12 protein-coding genes are annotated in these 13,598 nt (G+C 70.5%); 4 read left to right on the top strand and 8 right to left on the bottom strand.

The annotated features are described in order from the left end of the window. The first annotated feature begins 105 nt into the window (after positions 1–105). Positions 106–246 carry a hypothetical protein gene (locus ACFY61_RS25095; protein WP_389475338.1) on the top strand — a complete coding sequence of 47 codons (141 nt, stop codon included), beginning with the start codon at positions 106–108 and terminating at the stop codon, positions 244–246. 33 nt (positions 247–279) lie between these two features. On the opposite strand, the gene ACFY61_RS25090 is transcribed toward ACFY61_RS25095, so the two are convergent. After that, on the bottom strand, positions 280–612 hold the full coding sequence (locus tag ACFY61_RS25090) for a metal-sensitive transcriptional regulator (protein WP_389475280.1): 333 nt from the start codon (positions 610–612) through the stop codon (positions 280–282). 224 nt (positions 613–836) lie between these two features. Here ACFY61_RS25090 and ACFY61_RS25085 point away from each other — a divergent pair, with 224 nt between their 5' ends. Then, a complete protein-coding gene (locus ACFY61_RS25085) occupies positions 837–1,457 on the top strand; it encodes a DUF47 domain-containing protein (RefSeq protein WP_026252685.1) in 621 nt (206 codons plus the stop codon). A 5-nt stretch (positions 1,458–1,462) separates the two neighbouring features. Next, the gene (locus ACFY61_RS25080; RefSeq protein ID WP_389475278.1) at positions 1,463–2,461 is read left to right on the top strand and encodes an anion permease; all 999 of its coding nucleotides are present in this window, start codon (positions 1,463–1,465) and stop codon (positions 2,459–2,461) included. Positions 2,462–2,594: 133 nt separating this feature from the next. Here ACFY61_RS25080 and pstB read toward each other — a convergent pair whose 3' ends face one another. The 7 genes from pstB to mshD all read right to left on the bottom strand — a co-directional run bounded on the left by pstB (position 2,595) and on the right by mshD (position 11,562). Next, on the bottom strand, positions 2,595–3,371 hold the full coding sequence (gene pstB, locus ACFY61_RS25075) for a phosphate ABC transporter ATP-binding protein PstB (protein WP_389475276.1): 777 nt from the start codon (positions 3,369–3,371) through the stop codon (positions 2,595–2,597). Between the two features lie 29 nt (positions 3,372–3,400). Continuing rightward, positions 3,401–4,477, bottom strand: a complete 1,077-nt coding sequence (pstA, locus tag ACFY61_RS25070) for a phosphate ABC transporter permease PstA (protein WP_389475274.1) — start codon at positions 4,475–4,477, stop codon at positions 3,401–3,403. Beyond that, a complete protein-coding gene (pstC, locus tag ACFY61_RS25065; protein ID WP_389475272.1) occupies positions 4,477–5,469 on the bottom strand; it encodes a phosphate ABC transporter permease subunit PstC in 993 nt (330 codons plus the stop codon). Before pstC ends, pstA begins: the two co-directional genes overlap by 1 nt. Before the next feature lie 128 nt (positions 5,470–5,597). Next, positions 5,598–6,734: a phosphate ABC transporter substrate-binding protein PstS gene (gene pstS, locus ACFY61_RS25060; RefSeq protein WP_389475270.1), complete on the bottom strand. Its 1,137-nt coding sequence runs from the start codon at positions 6,732–6,734 to the stop codon at positions 5,598–5,600. Between the two features lie 375 nt (positions 6,735–7,109). Beyond that, on the bottom strand, positions 7,110–8,090 hold the full coding sequence (locus ACFY61_RS25055; protein WP_389475268.1) for a CHAD domain-containing protein: 981 nt from the start codon (positions 8,088–8,090) through the stop codon (positions 7,110–7,112). Beyond that, positions 8,071–10,302: an RNA degradosome polyphosphate kinase gene (locus ACFY61_RS25050; protein ID WP_389475266.1), complete on the bottom strand. Its 2,232-nt coding sequence runs from the start codon at positions 10,300–10,302 to the stop codon at positions 8,071–8,073. The genes ACFY61_RS25055 and ACFY61_RS25050 overlap by 20 nt, the downstream gene beginning before the upstream one ends. A gap of 330 nt (positions 10,303–10,632) precedes the next feature. Beyond that, positions 10,633–11,562 carry a mycothiol synthase gene (gene mshD / locus ACFY61_RS25045; RefSeq protein WP_389475264.1) on the bottom strand — a complete coding sequence of 310 codons (930 nt, stop codon included), beginning with the start codon at positions 11,560–11,562 and terminating at the stop codon, positions 10,633–10,635. Positions 11,563–11,777: 215 nt separating this feature from the next. On the opposite strand from mshD, the gene ACFY61_RS25040 reads away from it, so the two are divergent. Further along, complete coding sequence (locus ACFY61_RS25040) at positions 11,778–13,598, top strand: bifunctional metallophosphatase/5'-nucleotidase (protein WP_389475262.1); 1,821 nt, start codon at positions 11,778–11,780, stop codon at positions 13,596–13,598.

Here is a 13,598-nt window from a genome sequence, read left to right as displayed (position 1 = left end):
TCCGTGTCATGCGCGCGCCGTCGGGGCCTCCCTACGCTGAGAACCCGATTCCGGTAGCCGGCAGAGAGAGGTGAGACGCGCGTGACTCCCGGAGGCGGAACGGCGGTGCATGACCACGTGGCTCTCGCCGAGATCGAGCTGTGCGGCGAACTGATCATCGCGGCGTCCGCGGCGCTGGAGGACCGGCTCAGCCAGGACCGGATCGACGAGGTGCTGCTCGGGGCGGGTGCCGCCTGGGGCGGGTGACGCCGTACGCCGGGCCCCGCCGTACGCGCCGGCTCAGGTGCGCAGCAGCCGGGCGATGGCCTTGGTGGCCTCCTCGACCTTCGCGTCGATCTCGTCCCCGCCCTTGACCGCCGCGTCGGCCACGCAGTGCCGCAGGTGCTCCTCCAGCAGCTGGAGGGCGAAGGACTGGAGCGCCTTCGTGCTGGCCGAGACCTGGGTGAGTATGTCGATGCAGTAGACGTCCTCGTCGACGAGCCGCTGCAGGCCGCGGATCTGGCCCTCGATCCGGCGGAGCCGCTTGAGGTGCTCCGCCTTCTGGTGGTGGTAGCCGTGGTGGACGCCGGCCGGCTCGGCGGGGGTGCCGGTCTCGCTCTCGGTGGTCGTCATGCGTCCTCCCGTTTCCGTGGGTGAGGGGCCTCCGGGGCGGGCCTCCGCCGCCTCCCGGTGACATACCCCTCATGGGTATAGGGTAGCGGGCTTCACCAGGAGTGGCGGGGCCCGTACCCCTCACTCTGCCTGATGGAGGACACTGGGGAACGGCCGGTTAGCCGTGGCCGGAGGATGCGCCTAGCATCAGCGTGTCCGAAACCTATGCACCCCGAGGACCTCACGTGCGATTTCGTCTGACCCCCAGGGAGACGAGCTTCTACGACATGTTCGCCGCATCCGCGGACAACATCGTCACCGGCTCCAAGCTCCTGATGGAACTGCTCGGGGCGGACGCCTCCGCCCGGGCCGAGATCGCGGAGCGGATGCGGGCGGCGGAGCACGCGGGGGACGACGCGACCCACGCCATCTTCCACCAGCTGAATTCCTCCTTCATCACGCCGTTCGACCGTGAGGACATCTACTCCCTCGCGTCGTCGCTCGACGACATCATGGACTTCATGGAGGAGGCCGTCGACCTGGTGGTCCTCTACAACGTCGAGGAACTCCCCAAGGGCGTCGAGCAGCAGATCGAGGTGCTGGCGCGGGCCGCCGAGCTGACCGCCGAGGCGATGCCCCACCTGCGGACGATGGACAACCTCACCGAGTACTGGATCGAGGTCAACCGGCTGGAGAACCAGGCCGACCAGATCCACCGCAAGCTGCTCGCCCACCTGTTCAACGGCAAGTACGACGCCATCGAGGTGCTCAAGCTCAAGCAGATCGTGGACGTGCTCGAGGAGGCGGCCGACGCGTTCGAGCACGTCGCGAACACGGTGGAGACCATCGCGGTCAAGGAGTCCTGAACCCCGTGGACACCTTTGCGCTGGTCGTGACCATCGGCGTCGCGCTCGGCTTCACCTATACCAACGGCTTCCACGACTCCGCGAACGCCATCGCCACGTCGGTGTCCACGCGGGCGCTGACCCCGCGCGCGGCCCTGGCGATGGCCGCGGTGATGAACCTCGCCGGTGCCTTCCTGGGCAGCGGGGTGGCCAAGACGGTCAGCGAGGGCCTGATCGAGACCCCGCACGGCAACCGGGGCATGTGGATCCTCTTCGCGGCGCTGGTCGGCGCGATCGTCTGGAACCTGGTCACCTGGTACTTCGGCCTCCCCTCGTCCTCCTCGCACGCGCTGTTCGGCGGCATGGTGGGCGCGGCCCTGGCCGGCGGGACCGAGGTGATCTGGAACGGCGTGGTCGACAAGGTCGTCATTCCGATGTTCGTCTCGCCGGTCACCGGTCTCGTCGTCGGCTACCTGGTCATGGTCGTCATCCTGTGGATGTTCCGCCGGGCCAACCCGCACAAGGCCAAGCGCGGCTTCCGCATCGCCCAGACGGTCTCGGCGGCCGGCATGGCGCTGGGCCACGGCCTGCAGGACGCGCAGAAGACCATGGGCATCGTGGTCATGGCGCTGGTCATCGCCGACGTCGAGCAGGCCGGCGACCCGATCCCCGTGTGGGTGAAGGTGGCCTGTGCGGTGATGCTGTCGCTGGGCACCTACGCGGGCGGCTGGCGGATCATGCGGACCCTGGGCCGGAAGATCATCGAGCTGGACCCGCCGCAGGGCTTCGCGGCCGAGACCACCGGTGCGTCGATCATGTTCGGCTCGGCGTTCCTGTTCCACGCGCCGATCTCGACCACGCACGTGATCACCTCGGCGATCATGGGCGTGGGGGCGACCAAGCGGGTGAACGCGGTGCGCTGGGGCGTGGCGAAGAACATCATCCTGGGCTGGTTCATCACGATGCCGGCGGCGGCCCTGGTCGCCGCGCTGAGCTTCTGGGTCGTGAACCTGGCGTTCGGCTAGCCGCGCGGGCCGCGGGGCGGCACGAAACGGAAACGGGCCGGCTCCCCCCACCCAGGGGGAGCCGGCCCTTCTTTCTGCCGACCTGCGGTGGCACCGCCATGCAGCACCGCAGGACGTCTGTGGGGACCGGGACTCAGCCGAAGCGGCCGGAGATGTAGTCCTCGGTGGCCTGGACGGACGGGTTGGAGAAGATCCGCTCCGTGTCGTCGATTTCGATCAGCTTGCCGGGCTGGCCGACCGCCGCGAGGTTGAAGAAGGCGGTGCGGTCGGAGACGCGCGCGGCCTGCTGCATGTTGTGCGTCACGATGACGATCGTGAAGCGCTCCTTCAGCTCGCCGATCAGGTCCTCGATGGCGAGGGTGGAGATCGGGTCCAGCGCCGAGCAGGGCTCGTCCATCAGCAGGACCTGCGGCTCGACCGCGATGGCGCGGGCGATGCACAGACGCTGCTGCTGGCCGCCGGAGAGGCCGGAGCCGGGCTTGCCCAGGCGGTCCTTGACCTCGTTCCAGAGGTTGGCGCCCTTGAGGGAACGCTCGACAACGTCCTCCAGCTCGGCCTTCTTGAACTTGCCGTTCAGGCGGAGGCCCGCCGCCACGTTGTCGAAGATCGACATGGTGGGGAAGGGGTTCGGGCGCTGGAAGACCATGCCGACGGTGCGGCGGACCGCGACCGGGTCGACGCCGGCGCCGTACAGGTTCTCGTCGTCCAGGAGCACCTTGCCCTCGACGCGGCCGCCGGGGGTGACCTCGTGCATGCGGTTCAGGGTGCGCAGGAAGGTGGACTTGCCGCAGCCGGACGGGCCGATGAAGGCGGTCACGGAGCGGGGTTCGACGGTCATCGAGATGTCGTCGATGGCCTTGTGGTTGCCGTAGAAGGCGGAGAGACCGGAGACGTCGATGCGCTTGGCCATGTGATTCAGAGCTTCTTTCGTGGCCGCGGTCAGCGACCGGTCTTCGGGGCCTTCCAGCGGGCGATGCCGCGGGCCACCAGGTTGAGGATCATGACGAAGGCGATCAGGACGAGCGCCGCGGCCCAGGCGCGGTCGTAGGAGGCCTCACTACCGACCTTGTACTGCTCCCAGATGTAGAGGGGGAGCGACGACTGGGCGCCTTCGAAGGGGTTGTTGTTGATCAGCTGCGCACCGAAGACCAGCAGCATGATCGGCGCGGTCTCACCGGCGATACGGGCGACGGCCAGCATGACGCCGGTGGAGATGCCGCCGATGGCGGTGGGCAGGACCACCTTGAGGATCGTGCGCCACTTCGGCACGCCGAGGGCCAGGGAGGCCTCGCGCAGCTCGTTCGGGACGAGCTTGAGCATCTCCTCGGTGGAGCGGACCACGACCGGCATCATCAGGATCGCCAGGGCCATGGAGCCGGCGAAGCCGGAGGGGCCGAAGCCGAGCATCAGGTTCCAGGTCGACAGGATGAACAGACCCGCGACGATGGACGGGATGCCGGTCATGACGTCGACGAAGAAGGTGACGGCCCTGGCCAGCGAGCCCTTGCCGTACTCGACCAGGTAGACGGCGGTCAACAGGCCGATCGGGGCGGCGATCAGGGTCGCCAGCGCGACCTGCTCGATGGTGCCGAGCAGCGCGTGGTAGACGCCGCCGCCCTCGTCGAAGGCGGTGATGCCCGACATCGAGTGCGTCAGGAAGTAGCCGTCGAGGACCTTGAGGCCGCGGCTGATGGTGACCCAGATCAGGGACAGCAGCGGGATGACCGCGAGGACGAAGCAGACCCAGACGACCGAGGTGGCGACGCGGTCCTTGGCCTGGCGGCGGTTCTCGACGACCGAGCTCAGCGTGTACGTGATCACCACGAACAGGAGCGCGGCGATCAGGCCCCACTGGACCTTGCTGCCGAGGGAGGCGGCGGCACCGATGCCGGTGCCCAGGGCGATGGAGACGACGGCGATGCCGGCCGGGGCCCAGCGGGGCAGGCCGCCGCGGGTCAGGCTGCCGGAGGACCTGCGGGCGCCGGTGGGGCGCGGGTCCTGAAGTGCGTGGCTCATCAGGCGTTCGCCCCCGAGAACTCCTTGCGGCGCGCGATGATGAGGCGGGCCGCGCCGTTGACCAGCAGGGTGAGCAGGAAGAGGACCAGGCCGGACGCGATCAGCGCGTCCCGGCCGAACTCGTTGGCCTCGTCGAACTTCGCGGCGATGTTCTGCGCGAAGGTGCCGCCGCCCGGGTCGAGGATGTGCAGCGAGATGAGGAAGCTCGGGGAGAGCACGGTCGCGACGGCCATGGTCTCGCCGAGGGCGCGGCCGAGGCCGAGCATGGAGGCGGAGATGATGCCGGAGCGGCCGAAGGGCAGCACGGACATCCGGATGACCTCCCAGCGGGTCGCGCCGAGGGCCAGGGCGGCCTCCTCGTTCATGCGCGGGACCTGCAGGAAGACCTCGCGGCTGACGCTGGTCACGATCGGCAGGATCATGATCGCCAGCAGGATGCCGACGGTGAACAGCGAACGGGCGACGCCGACCTGGGTCTTCTCGAAGACGTAGGTCCAGCCGAAGAACTCGTCCAGCCAGAGGTTCAGGCCGTTCAGCTGCGGCACCAGGAAGAGCGCGCCCCAGATGCCGTAGATGATCGACGGCACGGCGGCCAGCAGGTCGACCACGTAGGCGAGCGAGGAGGCCAGCTTGCGCGGCGCGTAGTGCGAGATGAAGAGGGCGATGCCGACGGCGATCGGCACGGCGATGACCATCGCGATGATCGAGCTGACGATCGTGCCGAAGAGCAGGACGGCGATGCCGAAGACAGGGGGGTTCGCCGAGGCGTTCCAGTCGGAGGTGGTGAGGAAGTTGCCCTCGTTCTCCGACAGCGCGATCGACGCACGGTAGGTGAGGAAGACGGCGATCGACGCCATGATCACCAGGAGCAGGATGCCGGAGCCCTTGGAGAGGCCGGCGAACACCTTGTCACCGGCCTTGCCGGTGGACCTGTCGCTCCTGGTCGCCGATGGCGGAGCCGTGTCTATGCGGGTGGGTGTGGTGGAAGCCATGTTCTTTCCGGTCTGTGTGGGGGGCATGCCCCCTGGCGGCGGTGCACCGGATCCCCCGGGTGGAGGGGGAGGGCCCGGATGCCGGGTCGCCCTGGACGGTGGGCGACCCGGCAGCTGGGTCGTGTCGATCAGGCGAGCGAGGCGACGACCTCGCGGACCTTGGCGTTGATCTCGGCCGGGATCGGCGCGTAGCCCTTCTCGGAGAGGACCTTCTGGCCGGCCTCGGAGGAGGTGTAGGTGAGGAAGGACTTCACGGTCTTCAGCGTCTCGGGGTTGTTGCCCTTGTCGCAGACGACCTCGTAGGTGACCAGGACGATCGGGTAGGCGCCCTCGGCCTTCGTGGCGTAGTCGAGCTTCAGGGCCAGGTCGGAGCCGGTGCCGGCGATCTTGGCGGCGGCGATGGCCTTGGAGGCGTTCTCGGCGGTCGCGGCGACCGGGGCGGTGGCACCGGTGTTCAGGTCGACCGTCTTGATGCCCTGGGCCGAGGCGTAGGAGAGCTCGAAGTAGCCGATCGCGCCGGAGTTCTGCTTGACCTGGGCGGCGACACCGGAGGAGCCGGAGGCGGCCTGGCCACCCGGGGCCGGCCACTTCTTGGCGGCCTCGTACGGCCACGCGTCACCGGCGGTGGCCTTCAGGTACTTGCCGAGGTTCTCGGTGGTGCCGGAGTCCTCGGAGCGGTGGAAGGCCTGGATGGCGAGGTCGGGGAGCTCGACGCCGGGGTTGAGCTTCTTGATGGCCTCGTCGTTCCACTTCTTGATCTTGTCGTTGAAGATGTTCGCGATGGTGGCCGCGTCCAGGTTGATCTTGTCGACGCCCGGGACGTTGAAGCCGAGCGCGATCGGGCCGCCGACCATCGGCAGGTTGATGCCCTGGCCGCCCTTGCAGATCTTCTTGGACTCCTCGACCTGCTCCGGCTTCAGCGCGGAGTCGGAGCCGGCGAAGCCGACGGTGCCCTGGTTGAAGGCCACGATGCCCTCACCGGAGGAGGACGACTTGTAGTTGACCTCGACGCCCTTGCAGGCCGCCATGTAGTTCTTGATCCACAGGTCGACCGCGTTCTTCTGGGCGGACGAGCCCGAGGCGAGCAGCTTGCCGGTGGCGCCGTCGCACTTGACGTCGCCGGCCGCGACGCTCGGGGCAGCGCTGTTCGAGCCGTTGTTCTTCGTGTTGTCGTCCGAGCCGCACGCCGTGAGGACCAGGGCGCCGGACACGACGAGCGCCCCGAGGGCGGAGGCACGAAGCATGTTCTTGCGCTGAAGCTTCACTGTTCGGGTGTTCCTTCCAGGAGCCGCCGGCCGCTTTCTGGTTTCGGGGCGGCGTGCGTAGAGGACTACGTCGGGTGGCCGGCGGAGCTGCGCGTTCTCGGCGGGACTCGCACCGTGCACTGCCGAAATTAGGCAGAACAGGTGACGGGGCCGACGGTCGCAAGTGAACGAACGGTGAACCGTGGCGGACGGCATGGTGAGGCGGTGCGCCGGAGCACCGCGGCGCCACTTTCCGTTATCCCGCCGTTATCTCGGCGTTTTCAACGTGCGATCCGGATGGCCGGATCTCGCCGGTGGAGGGACCGCACGCGGCCCCGCTCGCCGACCCCTCATGGCTCCGCCCTTACCCCGCGGGGACCCTGTCACTCCCGGACGTCAGACGCCGGCCGGGCTGGACGCCGCCGCGGCGCCCGACCACAGGTGCTGGAAGGTGAAGCGGGCCGCCTCCACCTCGTGCCGCTGGTCGGCGTGCAGCACGCCGAGGGCGTAGGCGGTCGCCGGGGCGATGCGGGGGGTGCGGGCGGCCGTCGCGGAGGCGGCCGCGGCCTCCGCCGCGTCCCGGTGCCGGTCCAGGGCCTCGCCCGCCGCGGCCAGCCGGGTCACGTCCTCGCCCAGCGTCTCACGGGCGTACCGGTGCACGCGCAGCAAGCGGCGGACCGCGTGCCACGGCGCGTCCTGCAGGGCGTCGTCCACCAGGGCGTCCGCGTTGTACGGGCGGGCCGCCCGGACCAGGGGGAGGGCCGACACGGCGACTTCCAGCCGGGTCCCCGTCTGCTCGGCCAGCGGAACAAGCACGTCCGGCACCCGGCCGGCCGCCGCCACCTCGTCCAGCGGCACCTCCGACGCCAGCACGGCCACCGCGTCCGCCACCGCGTGGAACCGGGAGGACCCGAGGGCCTGCAGCGTGGCCGAATGCGCACGGGTCCGGGCCAGGGTGAGCTGGCGTTCCAGCAGCGCCCCGGCCCGCGCGGAGCCCACCGTCAGCGAGCCGGAGGAGGCCCTCGGCGCCGGTACGTCGGGGGACCCGGAAAGCCGGTGCAGGGCGTCCAGCAGCCGGGTCAGGCGGCTCGCGCAGGCGTGCTCGTCGGCCAGGGTGGAGGAGAGCCAGACCAGCTCGGTGCGCAGCCCGTCCGCCCAGGACGACTGGGTCACCGCGCGGAACGTGGCCAGCGAGCCGCTGATGCGCCGGGACGCGGCCCGCAGCGTCCTCGCGGCCTCCGCCCCGTCGGCCGCGTCGGCGCCGCTCTCCTCGTACAGGCGGAGCCCGCGCAGGAAGGCGGTCGCCTGCGACCGCAGGTACGCCCCGAGGACGTCACCCGCGGTCGCCGCCGTCAGGTCATGGTTTCGCTGAGCCACGCCGGCGCCTCCGGGCGTCTATGAGCATCTCCTGTACGTGCCGCAGCGGCTGACCCTCGGGGTCCGTGCTGTGCCGCGTCCATTCGCCGTCCGGCCCCAGGTGCCAGGAGGAGGTGGCGTCGGACATGCCGGTCTCCAGCATCCGGTCCAGGGCCGCGCGGTGGGCCGGGTCGGCGACCCGGACGAGGGCCTCGATGCGGCGGTCGAGGTTGCGGTGCATCATGTCGGCGCTGCCGATCCACACCTCGGGCTCGCCGCCGTTGCCGAAGGCGAAGATCCGCGAGTGCTCCAGGAAGCGGCCGAGGACCGAGCGGACCCGGATGTTCTCCGAGAGGCCGGTGACGCCGGGGCGCACGGCGCAGATGCCGCGCACCCAGATGTCCACGGGCACCCCGGCCTGGGAGGCCCGGTAGAGCGAGTCGATCAGCGCCTCGTCGACGATCGAGTTCATCTTGAGGCGGACGTACGCGGGGCGGCCGGCGCGCTGGTGCGCGGCCTCCTTGTTGATCCGGGAGATCAGGCCGTCGCGGAGCGAGCGCGGGGCGACCAGCAGGCGGCGGTAGGTCTCGCGGCGGGAGTAGCCGGACAGCCGGTTGAAGAGGTCGGAGAGGTCCGCGCCGACCTGCGGGTCGGCGGTCAGCAGGCCGAGGTCCTCGTACAGCCGGGCGGTCTTCGGGTGGTAGTTGCCGGTGCCGACGTGGCTGTAGCGGCGCAGGGTCTCGCCCTCCTGGCGGACCACGAGCGACAGCTTGCAGTGGGTCTTCAGCCCGACGAGGCCGTAGACCACGTGGCAGCCGGCCTCCTCCAGCTTGCGGGCCCACTTGATGTTGGCCTGCTCGTCGAAGCGGGCCTTGATCTCGACCAGGACGAGGACCTGCTTGCCGGACTCGGCGGCGTCGATCAGGGCGTCGACTATGGGGGAGTCGCCGGAGGTGCGGTAGAGCGTCTGCTTGATGGCGAGGACGTCGGGGTCGGCGGCGGCCTGCTCCAGGAAGGCCTGCACGGACGTGGAGAAGCTGTCGTACGGGTGGTGGAGCAGGACGTCGCGCTCGCGCAGGGCCGCGAAGATGTCGGGCGCGGAGGCGGACTCGACCTCGGCGAGGTCGCGGTGGGTGCCGGCGATGAACTTGGGGTACTTCAGCTCCGGCCGGTCGAGGGAGGCGATGCCGAAGAGACCGGTCAGGTCGAGCGGGCCGGGCAGCGGGTAGACCTCGGCGGCGGAGACCTTCAGCTCCTGGACGAGGAGGTCCAGGACGCCGGGGTCGATGGACTCCTCGACCTCCAGGCGCACGGGCGGGCCGAAGCGGCGCCGCATGAGCTCCTTCTCCAGGGCCTGGAGCAGGTTCTCGGCGTCGTCCTCCTCGACCTCCAGGTCCTCGTTGCGGGTGACCCGGAACATGTGGTGGGCGAGCACCTCCATGCCGGGGAAGAGCTCCTCCAGGTGCGCGGCGATCACGTCCTCCAGCGGGACGTAGCGCTGCGGGGAGGCCTCCAGGAACCGCGACAGCAGCGGCGGGACCTTGACGCGGGCGAAGTGGCGGTGGCCGCTCACGGGGTTCCGGACGACCACGGCGAGGTTCAGCGACAGGCCGGAGATGTACGGGAACGGGTGCGCGGGGTCCACGGCGAGGGGGGTGAGCACCGGGAAGATCTGGTTGCGGAAGAGGGTGAACAGGCGGGCCTGCTCCTTCTCCGTCAGATCGGGCCAGCGGATGAGGTGGACGCCCTCGTCGGCGAGCGCGGGGGAGACGTCCTGCTGGAAGCAGGCGGCGTGCCGGGCCATGAGCTCGCGGGAGCGGGTCCAGATCAGGTCGAGGACCTCGCGGGGCTGGAGGCCGGAGGCGGAGCGGGTGGCCACGCCGGTGGCGATGCGGCGCTTGAGGCCGGCGACGCGGACCATGAAGAACTCGTCGAGGTTGCTCGCGAAGATGGCGAGGAAGTTAGCCCGTTCGAGTAGCGGGGTGGCCGGGTCCTCCGCGAGTTCGAGCACCCGCTCGTTGAAGGCCAGCCAGCTGCGTTCGCGGTCGAGGAACCGGCCGGCGGGGAGTTCGCCGTCGTCCTTCTCGTCGAAGGCGTCGAGGTCGGAGTCGATCTCGGGCTCCAGGTCGGCGTGGGGGCGGTGCGCGGCTATGGAACCGAGCCGCGCGGGCCGCTCCGGCTGGGAGTTCTGGAGGGGGACCTCGGTGGCGCTGGCGCTGGGCTGGTGGCTCATGACTCCATTCTTCCGCGCACGCGGCAGGACAGGCGCGTCGGACGGCGTTGCCGTCGGTCGGGGTCCAGGGTGCATGTGGGGGAGCGTCGCAAGCGTGCATTAATGCGCGGTTAATGGGGCGTGGCCTCCAGGGAGCCGCTACCGGGCCCCCGGGGCCCACGGCCGGGCGGGGCCCGCGGCCGGGCGGGGCTCCGGCCGGGCTCGCGGGGCTCCGGCCGGGCACGCGGGGCTCCGCCCCGCACCCTCCCCCGGACTCCGTCCGGGGGACCCCCACGCCTCGAACGCCGGCGGGGCCGGGGTGGCCGGGGCGTCGGCGGCGGCTTCGGGGGGTCAGCTTTCCGTGCGGTACATGAGGTCGACCTCGTGTGTCGTGAAGCCGAGGCCCTCGTACACCGAGAGCGCCGCCGGGTTGTCCGCGTCGACGTAGAGCATCGCCGTCGGCAGGCCCGCCGCGGCCAGGTGGCGGAGGCCGATCGCGGTCAGGGCCTTGCCCAGGCCGCCGCCCTGCGCGCCCGGCAGTACGCCGACCACGTACACCTCGCCCAGCCCCTCCGCCGCGTGGACCTTGGTCCAGTGGAAGCCGACCAGGGCCCCGTCCCGTTCCGCCAGGAAGAAGCCCGAGGGGTCGAACCACGGCTGCGCCTTGCGGTCGTCCAGGTCGCGCTGGGTCAGCGAGCCCTGCTCGGGGTGGTGGGCGAAGGCCGCCGCGTTCGCCGTGAGCCAGGCCGCGTCGTCCTCGCCGGGGACGAACGTGCGGACGGTGACGCCCGGCGGGAGTTCCGGAGACGGCAGTGGCGGCGCGTCCGGGCCCAGGGGCCGCCGGAGCTGGCGGAGCTCCCGGAAGAGGGTCAGGCCGAGCACCTGCGCCAGGTGGCGGGCGGCGGACTTGCCGCCGTGCGCCCAGACCCGGATCCGCTTGCCGGTCTCGGCCAGCAGCGCCGAGCCCAGCGCCCGCCCGTGGCCCCGGCCGCGCAGCGAGGGGTGGATGACCAGTTCGGCCGCCGGCGCCTCCACCGGGTCGGTGTCCTCCAGCTGCGCGTAGCCGGCCAGCCTGCCGCCCTCGGTCAGGAGGAAGTGCCGGATGCCGGGGCGGGCACCGCCGCGCAGCTGGAGCCGGCCCTGCTCCGAGACCGCGCTGGTGCCGTCCGTGCGCGCCGCTTCCTCCAGCAGGCCTTGGACCGCGTCCGCCTGCTCCTCCGTCAGTTCGTCGAGCGTCAGAATCTGCCGTCCCGGCTCCACGGCCGCTGCTGCGTCAGTCATGCGACGAGCCTACGACCGTGAGCTGTCGCACGGCCGGTCCCGACCCCCAAATCCGTCGATTCCCGGCTATGGGTGGACAGTTCGTCCGGTTTGCCCCGTGTGATCTACTCGCGCGTAACCAGCTCGCAACCCGCTACCCCCTGTCGGAGCTACGCGCGTTGACCATAGGCTGCGGGGACCTCCCAAACTCTTTCGCTGTCCACAAAGGGGAACTGATGTCAGCGACACCACAACGGCGCCGCCGCAGCCGCCGGTTGGCCTTCGCCGCCCTCGCCGTCACGGCCGGGGCCGGCACGCTGGGCGCCGTCGCGCTGCCGGCCGTGGCCACCACGCCCGCGCCCGCCAGTGGTGACGGCCGCACCGTCGACGTGCAGCTGCTGTCCTTCAACGACCTGCACGGCACGCTGGAGCCGCCGCAGGGCTCTTCCGGCACCGTGACCGAGCGGCAGGCCGACGGCACGACCAAGGCCATACCCGCCGGCGGTGTCGAGTACCTGGCGACCAGCCTGCGCGAGGCCCGCAAGGGCAAGCAGTTCAGCATCACCGCCGCCGCCGGCGACATGATCGGCGGCAGCCCGATGCTGTCCGGGCTCTTCCACGACGAGCCGTCCATCGAGGCCATGAACAAGATGGGCCTCGACGTCACCAGCGTCGGCAACCACGAGTTCGACGAGGGCCGCGACGAGCTCCGCCGCATGCAGTACGGCGGCTGCCACCCGGTCGAGGGGTGCTACGAGTTCGACAAGACCTTCGAGGGCTCGAAGTTCCCGTACCTCGCGGCCAACGTCACCGACGAGAAGACCAAGCGTCCGCTCCTGTCGCCCACCTTCGTGTGGAAGAAGGACGGCGTGAAGATCGGCTTCATCGGCGTGACCCTGGAGGGCACCCCGGACGTCGTCACCGCCGAGGGCGTCAAGGGCCTGAAGTTCGGCGACGAGGTCGAGACGATCAACAAGTACGCCGCCCAGCTGCAGAAGCAGGGCGTGCAGTCCATCGTCGCGCTGATCCACGAGGGCGGCCTGCCCGCCTCCGGCGCGTACAACTACGACTGCAACGTGCCGGGCGCCGGCGCCGGCATCTCGGGTGCCATCGTCGACATCGCCAAGAACGTCGCCCCGTCGGTCGACGCGCTGGTCACCGGCCACACCCACCAGGCGTACGCCTGCAACATCCCGGACCCGGCCGGCCAGCCGCGGACCGTGACCTCGGCGGCCTCCCTGGGCCGGCTGTTCACCGAGACCACGCTGACGTACGACCGCAAGACCAAGGACATCGTCCGCACCGCGGTCAAGTCGCCGTCCGCCGCCAACCACGTGGTGCACCGCGACCAGCCCAAGGCCGCGGACATGACCGAGCTGATCACCCGCTGGAACGCGCTGGCGGCGCCGATCGCCAACCGCCCGCAGGGCTTCATCTCGGCCGACATCCCGGGCCGCGGCTCCTCCGCCTACGAGAAGCCGCTCGGCGACCTGATCGCCGACGCCCAGCTGGAGGCCCTGGCCCCGGCCGACAAGGGCGGCGCGCAGCTGGCCATCATGAACCCGGGCGGCATCCGCGCGGACCTGGCGTACAAGGCGGCCGGCGCCGAGGGCGACGGCGTGGTGACCTACGGCGAGGCCTTCACGGTGCAGCCGTTCACCAACATGATGAACGTGGTGGACCTGACCGGCGCGCAGCTGATCACGGCCCTGCAGCAGCAGGTCTCCGGCCCGGTCAACGGCGCCAACCCGAAGATCCTCCAGGTCTCGAAGGGCTTCACCTACACCCTCGACATGACGAAGGCCGGCGCCGACCGGATCGTGGTCGACTCGGTGAAGCTGAACGGCGAGGCGATCGACCCGGCGAAGACCTACCGGGTCGCGATGAACGAGTTCCTGGCGGGCGGCGGTGACGGCTTCACCGTCCTGAAGGAGCACAAGAACAAGCTGGTGGGCGCGTCCGACCTGGACGTCTTCAACGCCTACCTGGGCAAGCACTCCTCGGAGACGAACCCGATCGCGCCGCCGGCGGCCGACCGGATCACCGTCATCAAGTAG

The organism is Streptomyces sp. NPDC012888, assembly GCF_042900645.1.
GTDB lineage: Bacteria > Actinomycetota > Actinomycetes > Streptomycetales > Streptomycetaceae > Streptomyces.
This window is presented reverse-complemented; position numbering and strand designations above follow the sequence as displayed.

What these genes read in the sequence shown, in the direction of transcription:
- ACFY61_RS25090 (WP_389475280.1), bottom strand. Translation starts at nt 612, where the DNA reads ATGACGACCACCGAGAGCGAGACCGGCACCCCCGCCGAGCCGGCCGGC.
- pstB (WP_389475276.1), bottom strand. Translation starts at nt 3,371, where the DNA reads ATGGCCAAGCGCATCGACGTCTCCGGTCTCTCCGCCTTCTACGGCAAC.
- pstA (WP_389475274.1), bottom strand. Translation starts at nt 4,477, where the DNA reads ATGAGCCACGCACTTCAGGACCCGCGCCCCACCGGCGCCCGCAGGTCC.
- pstC (WP_389475272.1), bottom strand. Translation starts at nt 5,469, where the DNA reads ATGGCTTCCACCACACCCACCCGCATAGACACGGCTCCGCCATCGGCG.
- ACFY61_RS25050 (WP_389475266.1), bottom strand. Translation starts at nt 10,302, where the DNA reads ATGAGCCACCAGCCCAGCGCCAGCGCCACCGAGGTCCCCCTCCAGAAC.
- mshD (WP_389475264.1), bottom strand. Translation starts at nt 11,562, where the DNA reads ATGACTGACGCAGCAGCGGCCGTGGAGCCGGGACGGCAGATTCTGACG.
- ACFY61_RS25040 (WP_389475262.1), top strand. Translation starts at nt 11,778, where the DNA reads ATGTCAGCGACACCACAACGGCGCCGCCGCAGCCGCCGGTTGGCCTTC.